The organism is Neisseria subflava (assembly GCF_005221305.1).
Lineage (GTDB): Bacteria > Pseudomonadota > Gammaproteobacteria > Burkholderiales > Neisseriaceae > Neisseria > Neisseria subflava.
The window spans coordinates 1,494,700-1,519,589 of sequence record NZ_CP039887.1; the positions used below are offsets into that span (position 1 = coordinate 1,494,700).

The window sequence follows — 24,890 nt, forward strand, 5'->3', positions numbered from 1 at the left end:
CTTCACAAACAAACCTATTATGTAAAAGGAATCTGAGATGACTATTTTATCGGACGTTAAAGCATTAGGACAACAAATCTGGTTGGACAATCTCTCCCGTTCGCTGGTACAAAGCGGCGAGTTGGCAGAAATGCTGAAACAAGGTGTGTGTGGCGTAACTTCCAATCCTGCCATTTTCCAAAAAGCCTTTGCCGGAGACGCGCTGTACGCCGATGAAGTAGCCGCGCTCAAACAACAAGACCTAACCCCGAAACAACGCTACGAAACCATGGCGGTTGCCGATGTGCAAGCCGCTTGCGACGTATGCCTTGCCGAACACGAATCCACCGGCGGCAAAACCGGCTTCGTCAGCCTCGAAGTTTCGCCTGAATTGTCCAAAGACGCGCAAGGTACGGTTGAAGAAGCGCGCCGCCTGCACGCCGCCATCGGCCGTAAAAATGCCATGATTAAAGTACCGGCAACCGACGAAGGCATCGAAGCGCTTGAAACCCTCGTTTCAGACGGCATCAGCGTCAACCTGACCCTGCTTTTCTCCCGCGCCCAAACCCTCAAAGCCTATGCGGCCTACACGCGCGGCATTGCCAAACGTTTGGAAGCGGGACACGACGTTTCCCATATCCAAGTTGTCGCCAGCTTCTTTATTTCCCGTGTCGATGCCGCATTGGATGCCACCCTGCCCGACCACCTCAAAGGCAAAGTCGCCATCGCGCTGGCCAAAGCCGCCTATCAAGATTGGGCGCAATACTTCGGCAGCAGCGAATTTGCCGCACTTACCGAAAAAGGTGCCAACCGCGTGCAACTTTTATGGGCATCCACCGGCGTGAAAAACCCTGCCTATCCTGACACTTTATACGTTGACAGCCTGATTGGCGCCCATACCGTCAACACCGTTCCCGATGCCACACTTAAAGCCTTTATCGACCACGGCACGGCCAAAGCCACGCTGACCGAAGGCGCGGACGAAGCACGGGCGCGGCTCGCCGAAATTGCCGCGCTCGGCATAGATGTCGAAACCTTGGCGGCGCGTTTGCAGGAAGACGGTTTGAAACAGTTTGAAGAAGCGTTTGAAAAACTGCTCGCACCGTTGGTTTAAACTTTTCATCCCCGATGCCATCTGAAAGGCTTTCAGACGGCATCGCCCTTTTGACCGGACACAGTGCGGCATATCAAGGATTCGCCCTAAAAATATTAATCAACAAGAAGTTAATGCACGACTTTACCCACCAACACAAAAGGAAATAGAATCATGGCAAAAGCACTCGAAATCATTTCACCCAATGAAATTTATTCAGATCTGATTTTTAAGGATCCGGTATCTCCCCATACTATTGAATATAAAATGATTAACCTAGAATTGAAAGCCATCAATCTTTACGATTGTGCCTTTGAAGATTTCGTTCCCGAAATCAAAGACAATTTTTGTGTGGGAATTGATTTAGACATAGGAACTGATGATAGTGATGCTGCAGATATATTTTCTGTTCGCATATGCTCTCCTAAATGGATTTTGCATAATTGTTTCCAAAATCAAAGGGTTAAATGGGGAGCGGGTATGATGATTATGAATGAATTTAATCATTCTGTTATTAAATCGGAAATTGAGAAAATTCTTAAAGAATGTTCAAAAGAAACTTGGGAAAAGTCATTGACTTATTTACTTCGTTTTTTTTCGTGGGAATTTGAAGATTATCAGTGCTAATTAAATCAAAAACAGCGAAACCAAAACTTTTTCGCTGTTTTATTTTTCCATAAACTTTTCAAAATATACAGAATTGACGAAACTGGTTAGTAGAAATGCAAGTAATGAGAGAATTGCAGATAGAGCCTTTGATTTTTTCTCGCCTGCTCTTATGGATGATTCAGCTACCGAAGAGCAATATAATGCCCTATATGATTTAACCTTGCTTGAAGAGCTCGGGATGGAACTGAATAAAGATGAGATAATGGCTTTGATTAATAGTCTTAAATAAAGGGGCTGTACCAGATATGTACACAGGACGTTTTGCCCCCAGCCCGACCGGGCTGCTCCACATCGGCTCGCTGCTGACCGCCGTCGCTTCCTATGCCGACGCGCGCGCTCATCAGGGCAAATGGCTGGTCCGCATTGAAGACCTTGACCCCCCGCGCGAAATGCCCGGCGCCGCTGCCGACATTTTGCGCACGCTCGAAGCTTTCGGTTTTGAGTGGGATGGCGAAGTCGCCTATCAAAACCGCCGTTACGACCTGTATCAAGACACCCTCAACCGCCTCAAAGCAGCCGGGCTGGTGTATCCCTGCTATTGCAGCCGCAAAGACTGGCAGGCGGCGGCAACACATGGCGCAGACGGATTTGTATATAACGGCCGTTGCCGCAATCCTCAGCAAAGACCCGACACGCAAAACAAAACTCCGGCATGGCGCATTCAAGTTCCCGATCGCGTGATCGGTTTTTCAGACGGCATTGTCGGACATTACGCACAAAATCTGGCACACGATATCGGCGATTTTGTCCTGCTTCGTGCCGACGGCTATTGGGCATATCAGCTTGCCGTGGTTGCCGACGATGCCGATCAAGGCATAACGCATATTGTCCGCGGTCAGGACTTGCTCGTTTCCACGCCGCGCCAAATCTATCTGCAACAATGCCTCGGCGTTCCCACACCGGCCTACGCCCACCTTCCCCTATTGACCAACAATCAAGGACAAAAATGGTCGAAACAAACCCTTGCCCCGGCTTTGGATTTGAATCAAAAAGAACAACTCCTACGCCAAGTCCTAACCTACCTCAACCTACCCGATGCACCTACCGTGAACCGTCCGCAGGAATTGCTTGATTGGGCGGTGGTACACTGGCAAATGGACAAAATCCCAAAATCGTCCATTATCACAGACTGAATTAGCACGATTACAACAAAATTACTCTAGGTATTACAATATTTCATAAAATTATGTAAGTAATCTTCCGATTCATCCCAAACCATGCCCAAGAAGCGAAAAATCATGTATATTTTGAAAATTTCCTAAAATTGTCACAAACTGATAATTTCAAGGTTGTAACAACATACGGCTGACGCGTTATTGAGGATGACAAAACGCGGCAGATCTCCCACGATACAACAAAAAGAATACCGCTATGCCAAGTGCCATTATTGTAGAAGACGAAGTATTAGCAGCAGAACGCTTACGTGTATTATTGGAAGAGTGCAATGTCGTACTGCTCAACGTCTTTCACCATGCCATGCCAGCATTGGAGTGGCTGAGCGTCCACGAAGTCGACATCGTCTTTGCCGACATCGGCATGCCGGAAATCGACGGTCTCGAGTTTGTCGAACGCATTAAGCGTACCGCCAAGCGCCAGCCGGAAATTGTATTCACCACAGCCTATGAAGAACACGCCCTGCGCGCGTTTGAGCTGGCTGCCGCAGACTATCTGCTCAAACCAATCAAAATGACCCGCCTGCAAACCGCGCTTGACCGCATCATCGAGAAAAACCGCGAAAAAGCAGACAGTTTCACCCATTTCAAAGTGTACAACCGCGAACGCATGGTTGAAATCCCATGGCAACAGGCGCGTTACCTGATGGCGGAACACAAAACCGTCTATCTGTTTACCGGCGACGGCCACAGCTACGAATTACCGAAAACATTGGTTTACTGGGAAGAATTGCTGGGCGATAAAGTCATCCGCATCCACCGCAATGCCCTCGTCTTCCGCCACACCCTCGACAGCCTGATTCGACTGGACGATGACGAAAACGACGAATACGCATCCACATGGGGTGCTAAAATTCTCGATATTCCAACTCCGTTGCCTGTCAGCCGCCGACAACTGTCCACCCTGAGGAAAATCATTAAAAACAGCATCTAACAATGCGCTCCTTGATTGGCTCTCTTTAAATCAAAGGCCGTCTGAAAAGATATTTTCAGACAGCCTGAGACCTTTGCAAAATTCTCCAAAAATCCCCTAAATTCCCACCAAGACATTTAGGGGATTTCCCATGAGTACCTTCTTCCAGCAAACCGCCCAAGCCATAATCGCCAAACACATCGACCGCTTCCCACTATTGAAGTTGGATCAAGTGATTGATTGGCAACCGATCGAACAGTACCTGAATCGTCAAAGAACCCGTTACCTCCGAGACCACCGCGGCCGTCCCGCCTATCCCCTGTTGTCCATGTTCAAAGCCGTCCTGCTCGGACAATGGCACAGCCTCTCCGATCCCGAACTCGAGCACAGCCTCATCACCCGCATCGATTTCAACCTGTTTTACCGTTTTGACGAACTGGGCATCCCCGATTACAGCACCTTATGCCGCTACCGCAACTGGCTGGCGCAAGACGACACCCTGTCCGAATTATTGGAACTGATCAACTGCCAACTGACCGAAAAAGGCTTAAAAGTAGAGAAAGCATCCGCCGCCGTCATTGACGCCACCATTATTCAGACCGCCGGCAGTAAACAGCGCCAGGCCATAGAAGTCGATGAAGAAGGACAAGTCAGCGGCCAAACCACACCGAGTAAAGACAGCGATGCTCGTTGGATAAAGAAAAACGGCCTCTACAGACTCGGTTACAAACAACATACCCGTACCGATGCAGAAGGCTATATCGAGAAACTGCACATCACCCCCGCCAATACCCATGAGTGCAACCACCTGTCACCTTTGCTGGAAGGGATAGCCGAAGGTACGACCGTCTATGCCGATAAAGGCTATGACAGCGCGGAAAACCGGCAACATCTGGAAGACCATCGGTTGTTAGACGGCATTATGCGCAAAGCCCACCGCAACCGTCCGCTGACGGAAGCGCAAACCAAACGTAACCGATATTTGTCGAAAACCCGTTATGTGGTCGAACAAAGCTTCGGTACGCTGCACCGTAAATTCCGCTACGCCCGGGCAGCCTATTTCGGGCTGATTAAAGTGAGTGCGCAAAGCCATCTGAAGGCGATGTGTTTGAACCTATTGAAAGCGGCCAACAGGCTAAGTGTGCCTGTTGCCGCCTAAAAGGCGGCCGGATGCCTGATTAATCAGGTATCCAAGGGGGATTAAGGGGGCATTTGGGTAAAATCAGGAGTGATTTGGGGAGGGAAACAGCCGAAAATCTGTGTTTGGGTTTCGGCTGTTGGGGGAAAGGCTTTTTTGCAAAGGTCTCAGATAGTATGGCAAGGCGAGGCAATACCGTACTGGTTTAAAGTTAATCCACTATAAAACAAAGGTCGTCTGAAAACCTGTTTCCAAGCTTCAGACGACCTCTTGGTCTTCATTCGTTTGCACGAACCAATCAGAAAAACAGCTCGCGCCAGCTGATACGTTTCAAACCACAGATACGACCACCCTCAACTGCCAGAGACTCACCCTTATTTAACAGTAGGCTGCGGGTTACTTTATTGGAGAAGCATTTGTTATTTGGCGTACTCGACGTAACAGAAAGCTCTTTATCCGTACCCGTACCACCTGAATCCCCGTCTGCGGTCACAGGGGAATCATCCAATTTGCTCGGATTGAGGAAGGTAAAGTTGATAACCCCATCCTGAGTCAAACCATTGGCGTATTGCATACCAAAGCCGTCCAGCTTCCGAATAACGGTATCAGGCGTAAAACGCGCGCTGCGTGCGTTCAATGCACCTCCATTATCAGCATTCACACCAATGAACGAAGTTTTTGCTGCAGTTTTCACGCTCGTACTTGCTGGTAAACAAACATCGGCACCTGCAGATTTTTCCTCTGTAACAGAATCATAGCGACGCACAGTCACAACAGCAGTACGCAAGATCATAGTCGGTTTGACGTTTACCCGTTCACCATCACGCAAATCGATTTTCCAACCTTTTTGGGTTTTGGCAACCTGGTTGTTAGTTAGATAAATATAGCCTTCTTTTCCTTTTTCTTCAGGACGAAACTCTTGTTGCTGCAAATCACTTTCGGAAGCAGCGGTTACGGTCTGATTCGGTGTCAAATCTTCATAAATACCGTAAATAGATTGCTTGTCTTTATTGGTCAGATCATTTTGATAAATCTCACTGCCCGTACCGAAAATCACGACATATTCGTTTGCTCTGCGGCGTGAAACGGCAGGTGCGGAGGTAATCGGTTTGCTGGGTGAACCCGTAAAGATTTTAACAACCTTCCAGTTGTCCGGTTTTTCGCCGCGCAGGTCAAAACGATACATATTGCCTCCACGGTCGCCCGCATACGCAACATCAATTACACCATCAAAATCAGTGTCCACAAGGGTCGGCGTGGACAGACCGCCTACACCGTCTTGAACTTCGATTTTTTTCAACAAATCGCCCGGTGCTTTACCTGTACCGTTACCACGCTTATCGCCTGTACCAACTTCCTTACCTAGCATTTCATATACATACAATGCTGTTTCATTTTTCGTATCGGCTTTATCTTCAACACGATAACCGCTGGCAAGAAAACCTGCATAGCGAATGTTTTCTTTTATATCTACACGTCCGTTATCGGCAGGTCTGCTGACCGAGACACGCCCAATTTGCGGCGTACCAATGGTATAGCCCAATGTGTTTTTCTCACCTTTGATGGTTTCAAACAATGGAACTGTTTTATTCCACTCGGTATCAGTGACATCCAAACCTGTTTTGGTAGCTTTATCTACATTACCGCCGATATTCAGGGCATAGGCACCACGACCACCCTGACCCATCGCACCAAACATAAATACGCGCTGAGTATCATTTTCAGAAGTCTGACGCAAGGTAAATCCGCCGTTAACCATATATTCATGATTGGTAATAGACGACGTATAGCTGTCTTTGGCAATATTTTTCAAAACTTTTGCCAAAGTAACCGTCTTCACATTATTACCATCTGCGACATCCCGCTCCATTGTCGAAGGGATGTAGCTGACTTTCAGTTCATACGGATGATTTGCATCTGACGAGGTTTGGAACAAATGCACCATGCCGTCATTCGCAGCCGCAACCATATATTTCTGACGCTTGATCGTATCGTTGCCAACTTTATACTTGTCCTTACCGACAGCAGCAACCGAACCGTCCAAAATATCGCCCAAATCACGCTGATCACCTTCCCGAATACGGTAAACTTGACTGTACGGTGTGTTTTTTGATTTATCTTGTATTGATTTATCATCACCGATACGCCCCGTCCAATTCAGCAAATCACGCCATTCATCCGAATTTTTACCATTAGCTGCATCTGCAATATCAAAATAGGCATTGTTTAAAGTATTATTGGGAATATTATTAATAAAATAAGTACTTGAACCCGTATTAATCAGGGTTTTACGGTTTGCAAACGACGGGTACAGCTTCAATTCTTCACTACGACGACCATCCTTCCCTAATCTTTGGAAAATAATCTGGCTACTCCAAGAGTTTGTTTTCAAACCGATAACTGCCGACATCTCAGGCAGGCTGCTGCTGGTCGTTGCAGGCGCGGTCGCACCAACATCGTCGTAACCCACATTTTTCGTGCCAGATTTAATCTGCTCTACAATGTCGTTAAATACCTTCGACAAACTTTCGGGTTTATCTGCCTCATAATAATACTCGGGGCGGCTGGCAGCCAGCTGCAAATACCTCTTTCCTGAGGGCGAAATACCTTGCCCGAAGCCTACGGTAAAGGTCTGCACCAGTTGTTTGCTGTAATCCGCAGGATCTTTAGGATCGCCGTTCCAGCTTTTACCTGCAGCATCCGTTCCGTCGGTTTTAAAATCCTGCTCTGCAAGTTTTTTACTGAAGAAAGCTAAGCCATCATCTATATCCCAAGAGGTATCATATGCCCCCAATTCCCGCTTCTGACAAGAACCCGCCTGCCTATACCCAAAATAATTATATGCTTCTCTATACTTTGGTTCTTCCAGAGAAATATTTCGTCGATAATAATCCGAATAGCGGCTTAAATCCCCATATTTAAAATCAGACTTAGGCCATTTGTATCCTGTATTATCCAAACCACAGCTCAAATTGGCATCACCGTCAGACATCAAAACCACATATGATTTCTGGCAACGGTATTTCACATTCGGCATCACAATTTGACTGACCAACTCGAAATAACGCGAGGTAGTCGGCGTACCTCCTTTGGCCTTAATACTTTTTACCCTCTTGGCAATCTCAGTTGCCGGCATGGTAAATCCTTTGTCATCAGGAGTATCGCTCCCACCGCTATTATTTAAAGTCTGCAATGCCCAGTTAAATGTACTACCATGTTCCTCCAAAACTTTACTTAACGCATCCTTTGTAATCTGAATACGGGTTTTACTGCCAATATATTCATCCATACTACCTGAATCATCAATAAACAGCATAATGTTGTGTTTAACTTCGGGCTGTTTATTAATTTTAGATTCAGTTTGCAGATACAGTGGGACTTTGGCGAACTCGCCTGCTGCGGCATTTGCCACCCCGCTCATCAAGGCGAGCGCGGAGGCGATGTTGTAAATCATCGGACGGATGGAGCCGGGGCAACGTGAAGATTTGTTTTTCATAATGCGTTCTTTTTTCATAAAATCGTCGGTTAACGGATGATGACGTTGTTTTTATTTTCTCGGAATGCGATTCTAACATTTACGATGTCATTTATGTGGGGTTCGGGCTGTTTTTTTGTCTAATGTGGCGAACAATGGCGAAAATGAAACAGACTTCATGATTGTAAAGGGAAAATCCGTTGCCAAAACACAGCTTGAACGATATGGCTTTTTGACGTAGAATGCATTGCTTCTACGGCATAGGCAGCTATGTCTGAAAAAGCACGTTACACAGCAAAATCAAAGCTGCGGAGCGTGTTTTTTTTTAGCCGAGATTTCCGAAGGCTGTCTTTTTTGTAAACAATTTTTATTTTTCAGACGGCCTGACCCATTTTTTTCGAACCGACCATCATCAGGCAAACAGGATTCCATCATGACCACTCCGGCTCTTCTCGTTCTCGCTGACGGCAGCGTATTTCACGGCACATCAATCGGTTACGAAGGTTCGACTTCTGGCGAAGTCGTGTTCAACACTTCCATGACCGGCTATCAGGAAATCCTGACCGACCCTTCCTACTGCAAACAAATCGTTACCCTTACCTATCCACACATCGGCAATACCGGTACCAACGCCGAAGATGAAGAAAGCCGCAGCGTTTACGCCGCAGGTTTGATTATCCGCGACCTGCCGCTCTTGCACAGCAACTTCCGTGCCTCCGAAAGCCTGCACGACTATTTGGTACGCAATAAAACCGTCGCCATCGCCGACATCGACACCCGCCGCCTGACCACGCTGCTGCGCGAAAAAGGCGCACAAGGCGGCGCGATTCTGACCGGTGCAAATGCCACCGTTGAAAAAGCACAAGAACTCATCGCCGCATTCGGCAGCATGGTCGGCAAAGACTTGGCAAAAGAAGTTTCCTGCACAGAAACTTACGAATGGACCGAAGGCGAATGGGAATTGGGCAAAGGTTTCGTTACCCCTGCCGAACAGCCTTACCACGTTGTCGCCTACGATTTCGGCGTAAAAACCAACATCCTGCGTATGCTCGCCGCACGCGGCTGCCGCCTGACCGTCGTTCCGGCGCAAACCGGCGCGGAAGACGTATTGGCACTCAATCCTGACGGCGTATTTCTATCCAACGGTCCCGGCGACCCCGAGCCTTGCACCTACGCCATCGAAGCCGTACAAAAACTGATGGAAAGCGGCAAACCGATTTTCGGCATTTGCTTGGGACACCAGCTCATCAGCCTCGCCATCGGCGCAAAAACCCTGAAAATGCGCTTCAGCCATCACGGCGCAAACCACCCTGTGCAAGATTTGGATAGCGGCAAAGTCGTCATTACCAGCCAAAACCACGGCTTCGCCGTCGATGCCGACACCCTGCCCGCCAACGCACGCATTACCCACAAATCCTTGTTCGACAATACCTTGCAAGGCATCGAGCTGACCGACAAACCCGTGTTCTGCTTCCAAGGCCACCCCGAAGCCAGCCCCGGCCCGCAGGATGTCGGCTATCTGTTTGACAAATTCATTGACAATATGAAAGCGGCAAAACAATAAACCGCCTTTTCAGACGACCTCTCAACTCAACAAAGGTCGTCTGAAACCCGATAAAAATCAAAACATAAAAAACAAAAATTCAGACGACCCCTCAACACAAAACGTCGTCTGAAAAACCAACCCCTCAAATCAGAAAGGAAAAGCATGACTGAAAAACAAATGCGCGTACTCTCCGTCGTCGCCACCCTGACCGCCGTAGGTATGTACGTTTCCTATATCCCGCAAATCCAAAACAACCTCGCGGGCAACCCCGGCTCGCCGCTGCAACCCCTCGTCGCCGCCATCAACTGCACATTATGGGTTGCCTACGGCTTTTTGAAAGAAAAACGCGACTACCCCGTCATGCTGGCAAACGCCCCCGGTATCATTTTGGGCTTGATTACATTCTTCACCAGCTTTTAAGGAAGTTTTCAGACGGCATGTGCAAAATAAAAACGTAAAAGGTCGTCTGAAAAAGAATGCCCGAAATATCAACGGCAGGAATTTTTCAGGTAGCCTTTATCGCAAGGCAGGTGGAGCAAACGCCGCAAGCGTTTTTTCAGATGGCCTTTGAACCCATCGGTAGGGTGTGTTCCGCAAGGCACGCACGCGGTGGGTTGAGATTGCAGGGAAAATGGAGAATCAATTTCAGACACCCCAAAGGTAGGTTGGGTTGCCAACCCCAACGTTTTTAGATGATTAAGCGGTTTGTGTTGGGTTTTCAACCCAACCTACGCTTGCTTTCTGTCATTCAATATTTGTGGATAGAGAAATGGAATTTTCAAGAATTACTGCTGTTTGGCTGGATAATGCCAGCCCTCAAAATGAAGATAAATTTATTATTCTGACTGCATTAGAAAATAATAAAATTATTGAAGGACGATGGTTTGGAGAACATAAACAAGCACAAAATACTTATCCTTTCATTTTAGATAAAGATGCCAGTGAATTTAATTTTGGTTCCTGCGATACTGAAATTTGGCATACTAATTTAGGCGAGAAAAAAATACAGCCAAACGAATTGTTTACAGTTTGGATTGACGACAAAGAATATATTTATCGGATTGAAACCACTTATAAATATTGAATAACCAACCTAAAGAGACCCACCCCATGCCCAAACGTACCGACCTAAAATCCATCCTTATCATCGGCGCCGGCCCTATCGTTATCGGTCAGGCCTGCGAATTTGACTATTCCGGCGCACAGGCCTGTAAGGCTTTGCGTGAAGAAGGCTATAAAGTCATTCTGGTGAATTCCAACCCCGCCACGATTATGACCGACCCTGAAATGGCGGATGTTACCTACATCGAGCCGATTATGTGGCAGACGGTGGAGAAGATTATCGCCAAGGAGCGGCCCGATGCGATTCTGCCCACGATGGGCGGCCAGACCGCGCTGAACTGTGCGCTGGATTTGGCGCGCAACGGCGTGCTGGCGAAATACAATGTTGAGCTGATCGGCGCGACGGAAGACGCCATCGACAAGGCGGAAGACCGTGGCCGCTTTAAGGAAGCGATGGAAAAAATCGGTCTCTCCTGCCCGAAATCTTTTGTCTGCCACACGATGAACGAAGCCTTGGCGGCGCAAGAACAGGTCGGCTTCCCGACGCTGATTCGTCCGTCTTTCACCATGGGCGGTTCGGGCGGCGGTATTGCCTACAATAAAGACGAGTTTTTGGCGATTTGCGAACGCGGTTTCGATGCGTCGCCCACGCATGAGCTGCTGATTGAGCAGTCCGTTCTCGGCTGGAAAGAGTACGAAATGGAAGTGGTGCGCGATAAGGCCGACAACTGCATCATCATCTGCTCGATTGAAAACTTCGACCCGATGGGCGTGCATACGGGCGACTCGATTACGGTTGCGCCGGCGCAAACGCTGACGGACAAAGAATACCAAATCATGCGCAATGCAAGCTTAGCGGTATTGCGCGAAATCGGCGTGGACACGGGCGGCTCGAACGTGCAGTTTGCGGTGAACCCTGAAAACGGCGAGATGATTGTGATTGAGATGAACCCGCGCGTGAGCCGTTCGTCTGCGCTGGCTTCCAAAGCGACGGGCTTCCCGATTGCGAAAGTGGCGGCGAAACTGGCTGTCGGCTTTACGCTGGACGAGTTGCGCAACGACATTACAGGCGGCCGTACTCCTGCGTCGTTCGAGCCTTCCATCGACTATGTCGTAACCAAAATCCCGCGTTTTGCGTTTGAAAAATTCCCTGCCGCAGACGACCGCCTGACCACGCAGATGAAATCGGTGGGCGAAGTGATGGCGATGGGCCGCACCATTCAGGAAAGCTTCCAAAAAGCCTTGCGCGGCTTGGAAACTGGCTTGTGCGGCTTCAATCCGCGCAGCGAAGACAAAGCGGAAATTCGCCGCGAACTGGCGAACCCCGGTCCTGAGCGTATGCTGTTTGTGGCAGACGCGTTCCGCGCGGGCTTCACGCTGGAAGAAATCCACGAAATCTGCGCCATCGATCCTTGGTTCTTGGCGCAAATCGCAGACTTGGTGAAAGAAGAGCAGCAGGTAAGTGCAGGCTGCCTGCAAGATTTGGATTTCGCCGCCCTACGCCGTTTGAAACGCAAAGGCTTCTCCGACAAACGTATCGCGCAGCTTTTGGGCGTAAAAGAAAAAGAAGTGCGCGAACACCGCTACGCGCTGAACCTGCATCCCGTCTATAAACGCGTCGATACCTGCGCTGCCGAATTCGCCACCGAAACCGCTTACCTCTATTCCACTTACGAAGAGGAATGCGAAGCGCGCCCTTCCGAGCGTAAAAAAGTGATGATTCTCGGCGGCGGCCCGAACCGTATCGGTCAGGGCATCGAGTTTGACTACTGCTGCGTTCACGCCGCGCTCGCCCTGCGCGAATCGGGCTTTGAAACCATCATGGTCAACTGTAACCCCGAAACCGTGTCCACCGACTTCGACACCAGCGACCGCCTGTATTTCGAGCCGCTTACGCTGGAAGACGTGTTGGAAATCGTCCGCACCGAAAACCCGTGGGGCGTGATTGTGCATTACGGCGGTCAAACCCCGCTCAAACTCGCCAACGCGCTGGTTGAAAACGGCGTGAACATCATCGGCACATCCGCCGACAGCATCGACGCCGCCGAAGACCGCGAACGCTTCCAAAAAGTGTTGAACGACTTAGGCCTGCGCCAACCGCCCAACCGCATCGCCCACAACGAAGAAGAAGCGCTCGTCAAAGCCGAAGAAATCGGCTATCCGCTGGTCGTGCGCCCGTCTTACGTCCTCGGCGGCCGCGCCATGCAGGTCGTCCACTCCGCCGAAGAGCTGCAAAAATACATGCGCGAAGCCGTGCAAGTTTCCGAAGACAGCCCCGTGTTGCTCGACTTCTTCCTGAACAACGCGATTGAAGTCGATGTAGACTGCGTTTCAGACGGCAAAGACGTCGTTATCGGCGGCATCATGCAGCACGTCGAGCAGGCAGGCATCCACTCCGGCGACTCCGGCTGCTCGCTGCCGCCTTACTCGCTCAGCGAAGAAATCCAAGACGAAATCCGCCGCCAAACCAAAGCCATGGCCTACGCGCTGGGTGTGGTCGGCCTGATGAACGTACAGTTTGCCGTGCAGGACGGCGTGGTGTTCGTGTTGGAAGTGAACCCGCGCGCCAGCCGTACCGTCCCCTTCGTCTCCAAAGCCACCGGCGTGCCGCTCGCCAAAGTCGGCGCACGCTGCATGGCGGGCATTTCCCTGCAAGAGCAAGGCGTGGAAAAAGAAGTTGTTCCCGATTTCTATGCCGTTAAAGAAGCCGTGTTCCCCTTCATCAAATTCCCCGGCGTGGACACCATCCTCGGCCCGGAAATGCGCTCCACCGGCGAAGTGATGGGCGTGGGCGCGAGCTTCGGCGAAGCCTACTACAAAGCCCAACTCGGCGCAGGCGAACGCCTGAACCCGACCGGCAAAATCTTCCTCGCCGTGCGCGACGAAGACAAACCGCTCATCGTCAAAACCGCGCAAAACTTCCAAGCCTTAGGTTACGGCGTCTGCGCCACACGTGGCACCGCCGAATACCTGAAAGAGCACGGCATCATCGTGCAGGCGGTGAACAAAGTACAGGAAGGCCGCCCGCACATCGTGGATGCGATTAAAAACGGCGAAATCGCGCTGGTGGTCAACACCGTCAGCAGCTCGGCACAATCCATCGCCGACAGCCACAGCATCCGCCGCACCTCCCTCACCCAACGCGTGCCGCAATACACCACCATCGCCGGCGGCGAAGCCATGAGCGAAGGCGCAAAAAGCCGCGACCACTTGGGCGTGTACAGTGTGCAGGAGTTGCATGGACGGTTGAAAAACAAAGCCTAATCAATCCTATCGGATTTAAATAGCTAAAAGGCCGTCTGAAACCTGATTGCTCAGTTTCAGATGGCCTTTTCATATTTCAAATTCCAACCGTCTGTCCATCAAAACAACCTTTTCTGCCATCTCCAAACAAGTAATAGCAACATGAAATATAATTTCGTTATTGATTGGATTCATACGACAAAATTGTTGTTTTTTCATCATAATCCAAAAATATCGAGTTTAACGCCTATTCTCCTTGCTTTATAATGGCCGTCTGAAATAAAAATACAATTAAAGCAGAAGCATGTCTTTGCAACTTAAGCAGATTTGCATAATTAAACATATGCTTTAATCATAATAATGATAAAATAATACGGCTTTCCTCTAAATTAAAGGGAAAACTGCACAAGAAACGGAAAATAAAATGAGTGTCGGATTATTGCGTGTTTTGGTTCAAAGCCAGACCATCTCAAATCAACAAGCGGAACATTACAACAGCCTTTTACAATCGGGCAAAGAAATCCTGCCCAACCTGTTTTCAGACGGCATCATCTCCCCTAAAGCTTTGGGAGAGTTGGTTGCGCGCGTATTCAGCTATCCCCTTTTGGATTTGCGCTACTACCCGCGCAATAATGTAGTCAGCGACATTCTGACGGAAGAGCAAATGGTGCAAAACCGTTGCATTCCGATTTTCAAACGCGGACGCAAGGTTTATTTCGCCGTATCCGATCCGACCCAAATCCAAAAATTTCAAAAAATTGCTTTTGCTTCAGGTTTAAGTGTCGACTTGGTAGTAGTTCCAGACGACCAGCTCAGCTCATTGCTGGAATGGCTAGGTCAACGTTCGACCACCATTCTGAAAGAAATCAACGACGAACATGAAGCAACGCAGCAATCGCAATCGCTTTATATCGACAATGAAGAAGCTGAAGATGGTCCAATCCCCCGCTTCATCCATAAAACCTTATCCGATGCCCTGAACGCGGGCGCATCGGATATCCACTTTGAATTCTACGAGCAAATGGCGCGCGTTCGTTTCCGCGTGGACGGACAATTGCGTGAAGTCGTACAGCCTCCTGTCGCCGTGCGCGGCCAGTTGGCATCGCGCATCAAAGTGATGGCGCGTTTGGATATTTCCGAAAAACGTATTCCGCAAGACGGCAGAATTCAAATTGCCTTCCATAAACACGGCCGTCCGATTGACTTCCGTGTCAGCACATTGCCGACGTTGTTTGGCGAAAAAGTGGTAATGCGTATCCTAAATTCCGATGGTACATCGCTCAATATCGACCAGCTCGGCTTAGAGCCTTTCCAAAAAGAAATGCTGCTTGAGGCCATCAACCGCCCTTACGGCATGGTGTTGGTTACCGGTCCGACAGGTTCGGGCAAAACCGTTTCACTCTATACCTGCCTGAGTATTTTGAACACGGAAGATGTGAACATTTCGACGGCCGAGGATCCGGCCGAGATTAACCTGCCGGGCGTCAACCAAGTCAACGTCAATGAGAAACAAGGTCTGACCTTTGCTGCCGCACTCCGATCCTTCTTGCGCCAAGATCCTGATATTATTATGGTCGGTGAGATCCGAGACTTGGAAACCGCCGACATCGCCATTAAAGCCGCCCAAACCGGCCACATGGTTTTCTCGACCCTGCATACCAATAATGCACCGGCCACGCTGTCCCGCCTTTTGAACATGGGCGTAGCGCCTTTCAATATCGCCAGCTCGGTCAGCCTGATTATGGCGCAAAGGCTGTTGCGCAGACTGTGTCCAAACTGCAAACGCGAAGTTGAACGCCCTCCGGTTCCGGCATTGAAAAAAGCCGGCTTTACCGATACGGACTTGGCTCAAGATTGGAAACTCTACCGCCCGGTTGGCTGCGACAGCTGCCGCGGCAAAGGCTTTAAAGGCCGCGTCGGTATTTATGAAGTCATGCCGGTCAGCGATGAAATGCAAAAAGTCATTATGAACAACGGTACAGAAGTTGATATCATGAACATGGCCTATCAGGAAGGCATGGTAGACTTGCGTCGCGCCGGCCTCATGAAAGTCATGCAAGGCCTGACCTCGTTGGAAGAAGTGACTGCTCATACCAATGACTAAACTGCCATATTTTCGAAAATTAAAATAAAGCGGCACGGGGAAACAGTCCGCTTTATTTCTTACTAACAAGGGATAACACATGGCTCAAGCAGAGCAAAAAAGAAGTCTGTTCGGCTCAAGAAGCAAAGGCAAGCGTTTTACTTTTGAAGGAAAAAATACCGAGACCGAACGTCTTGTCCATGGTGAAGTAGTTGCCAAAGACGAAGAAGAAGCACGCAAGAAACTCCAACGCAGAGGCATTCGTCCTTTGCGTATCAGCAAAGTTAAAACCGCACGCAAACGCCGTATTACCCAAGAAGACATTACAGTGTTCACCCGCCAACTGGCAACGATGATGAAGGCAGGCTTACCGCTGATGCAGGCTTTTGAAATCGTTGCGCGCGGCCACTCCAATCCGAGCATGACCGAAATGCTGATGCAGGTTCGCTCCGATGTCGAACAAGGTAGCGCATTGGGTAAATCGTTCTCCAAATATCCAAAATATTTCGACCGCTTTTATTGTAATCTGGTTAGCGCAGGCGAGTCCGGCGGCGTACTGGAAAGCCTATTGGACAAACTGGCTGTCTATAAAGAAAAAACGCAAGCCATTAAGAAAAAGGTTAAAACCGCACTGACCTACCCGATTGCCATTATCGTGGTGGCAATTGCGCTTATCTTCATTATGATGATGTTTGTACTGCCTGCCTTTAAAGAAGTTTATGCCAATATGGGGGCAGAGCTGCCAAGCCTTACCCAACTCGTCATGAGCTTGTCCGATTTATTCGTCGACTATGGCTGGATTATGATCATCCTTTTGATTGTTTCCGCCTTCGGCCTGTACAAACTCCATGAAAAATCGCCTACCTTCCAAAAACGAATCGATGCTCTGATTTTGAGACTCCCTGTTTTTGGCGCCATCGTCCGTAAAGCAACCATTGCCCGTTGGGCGCGTACGACTTCCACCCTCTTCGCAGCCGGCGTTCCTTTGGTGGAAGTATTAGATTCAGTTGCAGGCGCATCCGGCAATATTCTCTATGAAGAAGCCACTCAAGACATCCGCGCCAAGGTAACCCAAGGTCTGTCGCTGACATCCAGTATGCAAAGTACGGATATGTTCCCCAATATGGTGATCCAAATGGCGGCCATCGGCGAAGAGTCAGGCTCTTTGGACGATATGCTGAACAAAGCTGCCGAATTCTACGAAGATGAAGTAGACAACTCCGTCTCCCGATTGTCTCACTTGATGGAGTCTATCATCATGGTGGTATTGGGTTCGCTCATCGGTATCTTGCTGATTGCCATGTATCTGCCGCTGTTTAACTTGGGTAATGTCGTAGGTTGATATGCTTGATAGTATTTACTCTGCCATCGACGCCCTCTCCGTTCTTGCGCCATTCGCCATTCCTTTAGCCGTTATTTTAGGATTGCTGATTGGCAGCTTTCTAAACGTTGTCATTTATCGCACGCCGATAATGATGGAACGCGAATGGACACAATTTTCTAAAGAGCATTTGGGCATCAAGCTGACAGATGAAGAAAAACAGCCATTTAATCTGTGCAAACCGAATTCACGCTGCCCAAAATGCAAAAACCCAGTCAAACCTTGGCAAAACATCCCCATCCTCAGCTATGTTTTACTGGGCGGGAAATGCCACTCCTGCAAAACCGCTATCGGCATACGCTATCCGCTGATTGAGCTGCTGACAAGTGTCTTATTCGGTATTGTCGCGTGGCAATACGGCTGGTCATGTACAACTATTGGCGGATTAATTTTGACTGCCATATTGATTGCGCTGACCTTTATTGATGCCGATACACAATATTTACCCGACAGCCTGACTCAGCCCCTAATCTGGATCGGCCTGCTGTTTAATCTGAATGACACATTCGTACCCCTGCATTCAGCCGTTTTAGGCGCAATCGCAGGCTATATGAGCCTTTATACTTTATGCGCCGTCTATAAACTTCTGACCGGTAAAATCGGCATGGGCAATGGCGACTTCAAACTTTTGGCCGCGCTCGGGGCATGGCTGGGCGTAGATATCTTGCCTGTTCTGATCTTCATGGCTGCCTTAGTCGGACTGGTGGGCGCACTCATTGCCCGCGTCGGTAAAGGTCAATATTTTGCTTTTGGTCCCAGCCTTGCTGTAGCAGGATGGATTATTTTGGTTGCCAATGCACCTATTACCCAACTGGTACAATGGTGGCTCGTACAATCAGGATTCCGATAATGACATTATGGATAGGCTTGACCGGCGGTATCGGTAGCGGTAAATCATCTATTGCCCAAATGTTTGCCGAACTTGGCGCACCCATTATCGATGCCGATGCCATCAGCCGTTCACTGACCGCTGAAAACGGTGAAGCCCTTCCTGCCATCCGCCAGCTTTTCGGCGATGAGGTTTTTGACAGTGAAGGCCGTCTGAATCGTATGGCTTTACGGGAAGAAGTTTTCAGACGGCCTCAATCCAAAAAACAACTGGAAAACCTGCTTCTGCCATTAATCTTAAACAAAATACAGCAGCAGAAACAACAACTTGCCTCATCCGCCTACGGCATTGTCGATGTACCGCTTTTGATTGAGAATCCGGCATTTAAAGCGGAGACTGACCGCATTTTGGTTGTAGATGTTCCAGAGTCCGTCCAAATCGAACGCGTACATCAACGCAATGGTTTTTCAAAAGAACAAACGCGTCAAATCATGGCTACCCAAGCTTCTCGATGTGACAGACTGCTGCATGCCGACGATGTATTGGACAATACCCATAACATGGAAGAAGCAAAAATCAAGGTTGCCCGCTTGCATCAATACTATCAATCCATTGCACAATCACTGAAAGAAACTGCATGACCGCTCCTGTTGTAAAATGTCCGACCTGCCACAAAGAAGTTGTTTGGAACACCGACAGCCCCTACCGCCCTTTCTGCAGCAAACGGTGCAAACTCATTGATTTAGGCGAATGGGCACAAGAAAAATACACCGTTTCTTCGGAAGACGACCCCTTTTCAGACCTGTTGGACGGCAAATAAACTGCGCTGCTTCCTTCAGCCTATCCAAAACAGGCTCAAAACAGTAAAATACCCTCTTTATTCCAATCTATTCCATCCACCATGCTCACCTTCCAACAAATTATTTTCAAATTACAAAACTACTGGGCAGACAAAGGCTGTACCGTTATCCAACCTTTCGATATGGAAGTCGGTGCCGGTACTTCGCATCCAGCCACCTGCCTGCGCGCGTTAGGCCCAGAGCCTTGGTTTGCCGCTTACGTTCAACCCAGCCGCCGCCCCAAAGACGGCCGCTATGGCGACAACCCCAACCGCCTACAACACTACTATCAATTCCAAGTTGCGCTCAAACCTGCACCAGCCAATATTCAAGACCTCTATCTCGACTCCCTGCGCGAATTGGGTATCGACCCTAAAGTACACGACATCCGTTTTGTCGAAGACGACTGGGAAAACCCTACGCTCGGCGCTTGGGGCTTGGGCTGGGAAGTTTGGCTCAACGGCATGGAAGTAACCCAATTCACCTACTTCCAACAAGTCGGCGGTATCGACTGCTCCCCTGTACTCGGCGAAATCACCTACGGTATCGAGCGCCTTGCCATGTATCTGCAAGGCGTGGAAAATGTGTACGACCTCGTTTGGGCAAAAACTCTTGATGGCAACATCGTCACTTACGGCGACGTTTATCATCAAAACGAAGTCGAACAATCCACCTACAATTTCGAATACAGCGATGCCGATTGGCTCTTGCGCCAATTCAACGACTATGAAGAACAAGCCAAACGCCTACTTGCAGTTGAAGACACCAGTCTTGCCCTGCCTGCTTACGAGCTTGTACTCAAAGCCGGCCATACGTTCAACCTCTTGGATGCACGCGGCGCCATTTCTGTTACCGAACGCGCAACCTACATCGGCCGCATTCGTGCACTGAGCCGCATCGTTGCTCAAAAATTCGTTGAAAGTCGCGAGAAACTGGGCTTCCCATTGCTTAAAAACCAATAAACCCGCACATGCTTACCACGCCGCCCTTTGATACATTCAAGTGGCGGCGTTTCTATTTTCAGACGGCCTTGACGTCAATGCCATCGTAAACACTTCCAGCCTGCTTTCAGGTAAAATAAACCCTTTGTTACATAAGCCGTCTGAAAACATGAGTTCATCCTCTTCTGCAAAAATTCCCTTTTTCTTACTTTCCCTCGTTGCCATCATTCTTGACCAACTGAGCAAATGGGAAATCTTGAAACACTTTACCGAAGGCGAACGCCTCAATATCATTCCAGGCTTCTTTGACCTGACCCTTGCCTATAATCCAGGCGCGGCATTCAGCTTTTTGGCCGACCAAGGCGGCTGGCAGAAATTCTTCTTTTTAGGTCTGGCCGTCGTTATCAGCTTGTATTTAGCCCGTGCCATTTTGCGTGATGAGTTTGGCCGCTGGGGCAAACTAGGGGCTGCCATGATTATCGGCGGCGCGATTGGCAATGTGGTTGACCGTCTGATTCACGGCCACGTTGTCGATTTTCTGCTTTTCTATTGGCAAAACTGGTTCTACCCTGCATTTAACATTGCCGACAGCTTTATCTGCGTTGGCGCAGTTTGCTTGGTAATAGACGGTTTGCTGCACAAAAAAACACCTTCAAACGACACAAAGGCCGTCTGAAAACGGAACACACATGACTCAAAAAACCATTATCCTTGCCAATCCCCGCGGCTTCTGTGCCGGTGTTGACCGTGCCATCAGCATTGTTGAACGTGCACTCGAAGAATTCGGCGCGCCTATTTACGTCCGCCATGAGGTCGTTCACAACAAATTCGTCGTCGACAATCTGCGGGCAAAAGGTGCCGTATTTGTCGATAACTTGGCGGATGTCCCAAAGGGTGCCACACTGATTTACTCGGCTCACGGCGTATCTAAAGCCGTACAGGAAGAAGCGGCGCAACGTGGTTTCCGCGTTTTTGATGCCACCTGCCCTCTGGTAACCAAAGTCCATAAAGAAGTAGCCCGCCTCGATGAGCAAGATTACGAAATTATCATGATTGGCCACAAAGGCCACGTCGAAGTAGAAGGCACGATGGGACAATTACCTCCGGGCAAAATGTTTCTGGTTGAGACAGTGGAAGATGTAGCCGGACTGAACGTCAAAAATCCTGACAAACTTGCCTACGTCAGCCAAACCACTTTATCGATAGACGAAACCAAAGACATCATTGCAGCTTTAAACCAACGCTTTCCCAATATCCGCAATCCGCACAAAGAAGACATCTGCTACGCCACAACCAACCGCCAAACTGCTGTTAAAGAATTGGCTGAAGAATGCGATATCGTAATTGTTGTCGGCTCGCCCAACTCTTCCAACAGCAACCGCTTGCGAGAAGTAGCCGCATTGCGCGGAGTTGATGCCTATATGGTCGATAATGCCTCCTATCTGAAAAAAGAATGGTTTGAAAACAAAACCAAGGTCGGTGTAACTGCCGGTGCATCTGCGCCCGAAGTCTTGGTTCGAGAAGTCTTACAAACCATTCAAGATTGGGGACATGAGACCATACGCGAAGGAGAAGGCGCAGAAGAAAGCATTGTATTTGTCTTGCCCAAAGAGTTGCGTCGTGAGGGCGAAAACAAACAGATCCTAAATAAAGGGTAAGTTTGTTATTTGCTTTATTTGAAAACTTAAGGCCGTCTGAAAACTTTCAGACGGCCTTAAGTTTATTCTGCTAATAAAAAAGACCCGCCTTTAAGGCAGGTCTTTTCATGCATGATCCTGATTATTTATCAGAAGTATGTTGCTGACGGCGCAAGATAGCCGGAATTTCAAAGTCATCCAGTACAGACTGGTTGCTGAAATCAGCCGCAGTCAGATTCATAGAACGGATATTGCGGTTGGTACGAACCAAACTTTCAGCACTGCTTTGGCTTTGAGCTTGAGGCACTTCTGCCGCACCGCGTACCAATTGTTGGGTACGGGCAGCAGCGCGCAGTTGGTTGTCAGTACCGTTTTCTTTCAAGCCAGTAGCAATGATGGTAATACGGATAGCGTCTTCGCTCATACTCTCGTCTTCGGCAGCACCAAATTTGCATTCCACTTCAGGGTGTGCATTTTGGTTGACTATACGCATAATCTCGTTGAACTCAGACATTTTCAGGCAGCCAGGAGCAGTGGTAATGTTTACCAATACACCGCGTGCGCCATCCAAAGTAACGTTATCCAAGAGTGGGCTGGAGATAGCTTGATCGGTAGCCAAACGGGCACGGTCGATACCTTGCGCGAAACCTGAACCCATCATGGCGATACCGCGATTGCTCATCACGGTTTTCACGTCGGCGAAGTCCAAGTTGATCATGTCGCTAGGGCAAGTCACCACTTCGGAAATACCGGCAACTGCGTCACGCAGTACATTGTCTGCTGCACGGAAAGCTTCACGCATGGTCACGTCTTCGCCCAAGGCAGTCATCAATTTGTCATTCGGAATAATAATCAGGGAATCGACGCGCTCTTTGAGCTGTTCCAAACCTGCTTGAGCGATATGTACGCGCTTGCCTTCATAAGCAAACGGACGGGTTACAACCGCAACGGTCAGGATACCCATTTCTTTAGCGATTTCAGCCACGACAGGAGCAGAGCCGGTACCTGTGCCGCCACCCATACCGGTAGTGATGAACAGCATGTTTGCACCGCGGATGGCATCTTCGATGGCTTCGCGATCTTCTTGAGCAGCGGCGCGACCAATTTCAGGATTTGCACCGGCACCCAAACCGCGAGTTAGGTTTGTACCCAATTGAATGCGTTTAGCCGCATTGTTTTTAGCCAATGATTGCGCATCGGTATTGGCACTGATGAACTCAACACCATGAATAGTGTTGGCAACCATGTTATTAATGGCATTACAGCCGCCGCCGCCCAAACCGATAACTTTAATAACAGCAGGGCTCGTTGCTGATTCTGCTACGTCGTAAACAAATTCCATTCAATAATCCTCCGCGCCCCGCTTTATAAGGACGGTTCAAAAATAACTTATTATCCGTATTATATAAGAAGTATCCAGATACTGGCAAAAATCTTCTTACCATTCGGCTGTCGGCGTTATATTTTTACTACATTTTTTAACAGAAAATATACAAGTTTTAAATTATCCACTTGACAATTATTTAAAACCGTTTAATTCCACTTAAATATTCAGGACAAACGGTTGCTACACAGTCCGCCCTGAAAACTTTTATCAGAAATTGTCTTTAACGAATTTCATTATTCTTGCCCACAGACTGATTTTTTCAGCCTGATCATGAACCACAATGGCACCTGTCACCGGCGCACCGTCTTCCTCCCCTCTTGCCGCCTGCAAAAGACCGATGGCGGTTGAATAGCGTGGATTGCGGATACGCTCAGATACGCCGCCCATTTCTTGTGGAACACCGATACGCGCCGGCAGGTTGAATACTTCTTCCGCCAACTCAACAATACCGGTCAACATAGAAGCACCACCGGTCAAAACGATACCTGAAGTCAGCACTTCTTCAGGGAAGCCGGAGCGGCGCAATTCGTTCAGCGTCAATTCCAAAATTTCTTCTACGCGTGGGCCGATGATTTCAGCCAATACACGGCGTGAAATTTGACGCGATTGACGGTCGCCAACGCTAGGAACTTCAATCATTTCATCCAAGCCGTCCATAGTCGGAATCGCGGCACCGTAATGGATTTTGATGTACTCGGCTGCACTGTGCGGTGTACGCAAGGCTTGCGCCAAGTCTTTGGTAATCAAATCGCCGGCAACGGGAATAACCGCGGTATGGCGGATTGCGCCATTGGTATAAACCGCGATGTCGGTTGTACCGCCACCGATATCGATGACGCACACGCCCAAATCTTTTTCGTCTTCAGTCAAAACGGCGTGACCGCTTGCCAAAGGCTGAAGCATGATTTGATCCATTTGCAGGCCGCAGCGTTGGATACATTTTTGGATATTTTGCAAAGCAGTGTTCGCACCGGTAATGATGTGTACACGGGTATCCAAACGCACGCCGCTCATGCCGATAGGCTCTTTCACGCCTGGCTGGTTGTCGATGATGTACTCTTGAACCACGGTATGCAAGATATTATGATCAGGCGGAATATTGATGGCTTTGGCCGTTTCGATGGCACGATCGATGTCGGCTTGCGATACTTCGCCATCTTTAATTTTGACCACGCCTTGTGAATTCAGGCTGCGGATATGGTTACCGGCAATACCGGTGACGACGTGGGAAATTTTGGTATCTGCCATCAATTCGGCATCTTCTACCGCCTGACGAATGGCTTGCGCAGTGGCGTCAATATTGGTCACCATACCTGCACGCAGGCCGCGTGAAGGGCTTTGACCCAAGCCAACAATGTGGATTTCGTTATCTTCCCGAATCTCGCCGATTAAGGCGATGACCTTGGACGTACCAATGTCTAAGGCACTAATATATTTATTTTGTTGTTGTTCCATAATTGCTCGTTCGCTATGTTGTCTGACTGACGGTTTGATTATTTTTGA

At 48.9% G+C, this 24,890-nt stretch carries 20 protein-coding genes and 1 pseudogene; 18 read left to right on the forward strand and 3 right to left on the reverse strand.

The features are described 5' to 3' along the window. The first annotated feature begins 37 nt into the window (after positions 1-37). The 6 genes and pseudogenes from tal (at position 38) to FAH66_RS07240 (ending at position 4,985) form a co-directional block, all read left to right on the forward strand. On the forward strand, positions 38-1,093 hold the full coding sequence (gene tal / locus FAH66_RS07210) for a transaldolase (protein ID WP_137041165.1): 1,056 nt from the start codon (positions 38-40) through the stop codon (positions 1,091-1,093). A gap of 246 nt (positions 1,094-1,339) precedes the next feature. After that, the gene (locus tag FAH66_RS07215; RefSeq protein ID WP_002221979.1) at positions 1,340-1,699 is read left to right on the forward strand and encodes an immunity 8 family protein; all 360 of its coding nucleotides are present in this window, start codon (positions 1,340-1,342) and stop codon (positions 1,697-1,699) included. 64 nt (positions 1,700-1,763) lie between these two features. Then, positions 1,764-1,970 (forward strand): annotated as a pseudogene (locus tag FAH66_RS07220) (hypothetical protein); the annotation flags it as partial. Positions 1,971-1,986: 16 nt separating this feature from the next. Then, positions 1,987-2,874 carry a tRNA glutamyl-Q(34) synthetase GluQRS gene (gene gluQRS, locus FAH66_RS07225; protein ID WP_137041166.1) on the forward strand — a complete coding sequence of 296 codons (888 nt, stop codon included), beginning with the start codon at positions 1,987-1,989 and terminating at the stop codon, positions 2,872-2,874. 238 nt (positions 2,875-3,112) lie between these two features. After that, positions 3,113-3,847 (forward strand): LytR/AlgR family response regulator transcription factor, encoded by a 735-nt coding sequence (locus FAH66_RS07230; RefSeq protein ID WP_003686784.1) that lies wholly within the window; start codon positions 3,113-3,115, stop codon positions 3,845-3,847. Positions 3,848-3,977: 130 nt separating this feature from the next. Further along, on the forward strand, positions 3,978-4,985 hold the full coding sequence (locus tag FAH66_RS07240; RefSeq protein ID WP_137041167.1) for an IS5 family transposase: 1,008 nt from the start codon (positions 3,978-3,980) through the stop codon (positions 4,983-4,985). Positions 4,986-5,262: 277 nt separating this feature from the next. On the opposite strand, the gene pilC is transcribed toward FAH66_RS07240, so the two are convergent. Further along, positions 5,263-8,478 carry a PilC family type IV pilus tip adhesin gene (pilC, locus tag FAH66_RS07250; protein ID WP_137041168.1) on the reverse strand — a complete coding sequence of 1,072 codons (3,216 nt, stop codon included), beginning with the start codon at positions 8,476-8,478 and terminating at the stop codon, positions 5,263-5,265. 394 nt (positions 8,479-8,872) lie between these two features. On the opposite strand from pilC, the gene carA reads away from it, so the two are divergent. From carA to ispH, 12 genes are all read left to right on the forward strand, one after another. After that, positions 8,873-10,003 carry a glutamine-hydrolyzing carbamoyl-phosphate synthase small subunit gene (gene carA, locus FAH66_RS07255; protein WP_137041169.1) on the forward strand — a complete coding sequence of 377 codons (1,131 nt, stop codon included), beginning with the start codon at positions 8,873-8,875 and terminating at the stop codon, positions 10,001-10,003. 144 nt (positions 10,004-10,147) lie between these two features. Beyond that, positions 10,148-10,405, forward strand: a complete 258-nt coding sequence (locus FAH66_RS07260) for a SemiSWEET family transporter (RefSeq protein WP_070613328.1) — start codon at positions 10,148-10,150, stop codon at positions 10,403-10,405. Between the two features lie 349 nt (positions 10,406-10,754). Then, a complete protein-coding gene (locus FAH66_RS07270; protein WP_080613331.1) occupies positions 10,755-11,069 on the forward strand; it encodes a hypothetical protein in 315 nt (104 codons plus the stop codon). 26 nt (positions 11,070-11,095) lie between these two features. Then, positions 11,096-14,311, forward strand: a complete 3,216-nt coding sequence (gene carB / locus FAH66_RS07275) for a carbamoyl-phosphate synthase large subunit (protein WP_137041171.1) — start codon at positions 11,096-11,098, stop codon at positions 14,309-14,311. Between the two features lie 403 nt (positions 14,312-14,714). Continuing rightward, the gene (gene pilB, locus FAH66_RS07280; RefSeq protein WP_003685901.1) at positions 14,715-16,394 is read left to right on the forward strand and encodes a type IV-A pilus assembly ATPase PilB; all 1,680 of its coding nucleotides are present in this window, start codon (positions 14,715-14,717) and stop codon (positions 16,392-16,394) included. A gap of 79 nt (positions 16,395-16,473) precedes the next feature. Then, positions 16,474-17,715: a type II secretion system F family protein gene (locus tag FAH66_RS07285; RefSeq protein ID WP_137041172.1), complete on the forward strand. Its 1,242-nt coding sequence runs from the start codon at positions 16,474-16,476 to the stop codon at positions 17,713-17,715. Between the two features lies 1 nt (position 17,716). Beyond that, positions 17,717-18,604: a prepilin peptidase gene (locus FAH66_RS07290; protein WP_137041173.1), complete on the forward strand. Its 888-nt coding sequence runs from the start codon at positions 17,717-17,719 to the stop codon at positions 18,602-18,604. Beyond that, on the forward strand, positions 18,604-19,224 hold the full coding sequence (coaE, locus tag FAH66_RS07295) for a dephospho-CoA kinase (RefSeq protein WP_137041174.1): 621 nt from the start codon (positions 18,604-18,606) through the stop codon (positions 19,222-19,224). Before FAH66_RS07290 ends, coaE begins: the two co-directional genes overlap by 1 nt. Further along, positions 19,221-19,403, forward strand: a complete 183-nt coding sequence (gene yacG, locus FAH66_RS07300) for a DNA gyrase inhibitor YacG (protein ID WP_003682475.1) — start codon at positions 19,221-19,223, stop codon at positions 19,401-19,403. The genes coaE and yacG overlap by 4 nt, the downstream gene beginning before the upstream one ends. A gap of 81 nt (positions 19,404-19,484) precedes the next feature. Next, the gene (gene glyQ, locus FAH66_RS07305; protein ID WP_003685919.1) at positions 19,485-20,384 is read left to right on the forward strand and encodes a glycine--tRNA ligase subunit alpha; all 900 of its coding nucleotides are present in this window, start codon (positions 19,485-19,487) and stop codon (positions 20,382-20,384) included. Between the two features lie 148 nt (positions 20,385-20,532). Next, positions 20,533-21,039: a signal peptidase II gene (gene lspA / locus FAH66_RS07310; RefSeq protein WP_070633008.1), complete on the forward strand. Its 507-nt coding sequence runs from the start codon at positions 20,533-20,535 to the stop codon at positions 21,037-21,039. Positions 21,040-21,052: 13 nt separating this feature from the next. Next, positions 21,053-22,021, forward strand: a complete 969-nt coding sequence (gene ispH, locus FAH66_RS07315) for a 4-hydroxy-3-methylbut-2-enyl diphosphate reductase (protein ID WP_137041175.1) — start codon at positions 21,053-21,055, stop codon at positions 22,019-22,021. A gap of 121 nt (positions 22,022-22,142) precedes the next feature. Here the strand turns inward: ispH and ftsZ are convergent, their stop codons facing one another. Both ftsZ and ftsA read right to left on the reverse strand, forming a co-directional pair. After that, on the reverse strand, positions 22,143-23,342 hold the full coding sequence (gene ftsZ, locus FAH66_RS07320) for a cell division protein FtsZ (RefSeq protein ID WP_049351718.1): 1,200 nt from the start codon (positions 23,340-23,342) through the stop codon (positions 22,143-22,145). A gap of 252 nt (positions 23,343-23,594) precedes the next feature. After that, positions 23,595-24,842 carry a cell division protein FtsA gene (ftsA, locus tag FAH66_RS07325; protein ID WP_137041176.1) on the reverse strand — a complete coding sequence of 416 codons (1,248 nt, stop codon included), beginning with the start codon at positions 24,840-24,842 and terminating at the stop codon, positions 23,595-23,597. Positions 24,843-24,890: the final 48 nt, after the last annotated feature.

Bases quoted from the DNA above. Each gene is read 5' to 3' on its own strand.
- tal (WP_137041165.1), top strand. From the start codon at position 38: ATGACTATTTTATCGGACGTTAAAGCATTAGGACAACAAATCTGGTTG.
- FAH66_RS07215 (WP_002221979.1), top strand. From the start codon at position 1,340: ATGATTAACCTAGAATTGAAAGCCATCAATCTTTACGATTGTGCCTTT.
- gluQRS (WP_137041166.1), top strand. From the start codon at position 1,987: ATGTACACAGGACGTTTTGCCCCCAGCCCGACCGGGCTGCTCCACATC.
- FAH66_RS07230 (WP_003686784.1), top strand. From the start codon at position 3,113: ATGCCAAGTGCCATTATTGTAGAAGACGAAGTATTAGCAGCAGAACGC.
- FAH66_RS07240 (WP_137041167.1), top strand. From the start codon at position 3,978: ATGAGTACCTTCTTCCAGCAAACCGCCCAAGCCATAATCGCCAAACAC.
- pilC (WP_137041168.1), bottom strand. From the start codon at position 8,478: ATGAAAAAAGAACGCATTATGAAAAACAAATCTTCACGTTGCCCCGGC.
- carA (WP_137041169.1), top strand. From the start codon at position 8,873: ATGACCACTCCGGCTCTTCTCGTTCTCGCTGACGGCAGCGTATTTCAC.
- FAH66_RS07260 (WP_070613328.1), top strand. From the start codon at position 10,148: ATGACTGAAAAACAAATGCGCGTACTCTCCGTCGTCGCCACCCTGACC.
- FAH66_RS07270 (WP_080613331.1), top strand. From the start codon at position 10,755: ATGGAATTTTCAAGAATTACTGCTGTTTGGCTGGATAATGCCAGCCCT.
- carB (WP_137041171.1), top strand. From the start codon at position 11,096: ATGCCCAAACGTACCGACCTAAAATCCATCCTTATCATCGGCGCCGGC.
- pilB (WP_003685901.1), top strand. From the start codon at position 14,715: ATGAGTGTCGGATTATTGCGTGTTTTGGTTCAAAGCCAGACCATCTCA.
- FAH66_RS07285 (WP_137041172.1), top strand. From the start codon at position 16,474: ATGGCTCAAGCAGAGCAAAAAAGAAGTCTGTTCGGCTCAAGAAGCAAA.
- FAH66_RS07290 (WP_137041173.1), top strand. From the start codon at position 17,717: ATGCTTGATAGTATTTACTCTGCCATCGACGCCCTCTCCGTTCTTGCG.
- coaE (WP_137041174.1), top strand. From the start codon at position 18,604: ATGACATTATGGATAGGCTTGACCGGCGGTATCGGTAGCGGTAAATCA.
- yacG (WP_003682475.1), top strand. From the start codon at position 19,221: ATGACCGCTCCTGTTGTAAAATGTCCGACCTGCCACAAAGAAGTTGTT.
- glyQ (WP_003685919.1), top strand. From the start codon at position 19,485: ATGCTCACCTTCCAACAAATTATTTTCAAATTACAAAACTACTGGGCA.
- lspA (WP_070633008.1), top strand. From the start codon at position 20,533: ATGAGTTCATCCTCTTCTGCAAAAATTCCCTTTTTCTTACTTTCCCTC.
- ispH (WP_137041175.1), top strand. From the start codon at position 21,053: ATGACTCAAAAAACCATTATCCTTGCCAATCCCCGCGGCTTCTGTGCC.
- ftsZ (WP_049351718.1), bottom strand. From the start codon at position 23,342: ATGGAATTTGTTTACGACGTAGCAGAATCAGCAACGAGCCCTGCTGTT.
- ftsA (WP_137041176.1), bottom strand. From the start codon at position 24,842: ATGGAACAACAACAAAATAAATATATTAGTGCCTTAGACATTGGTACG.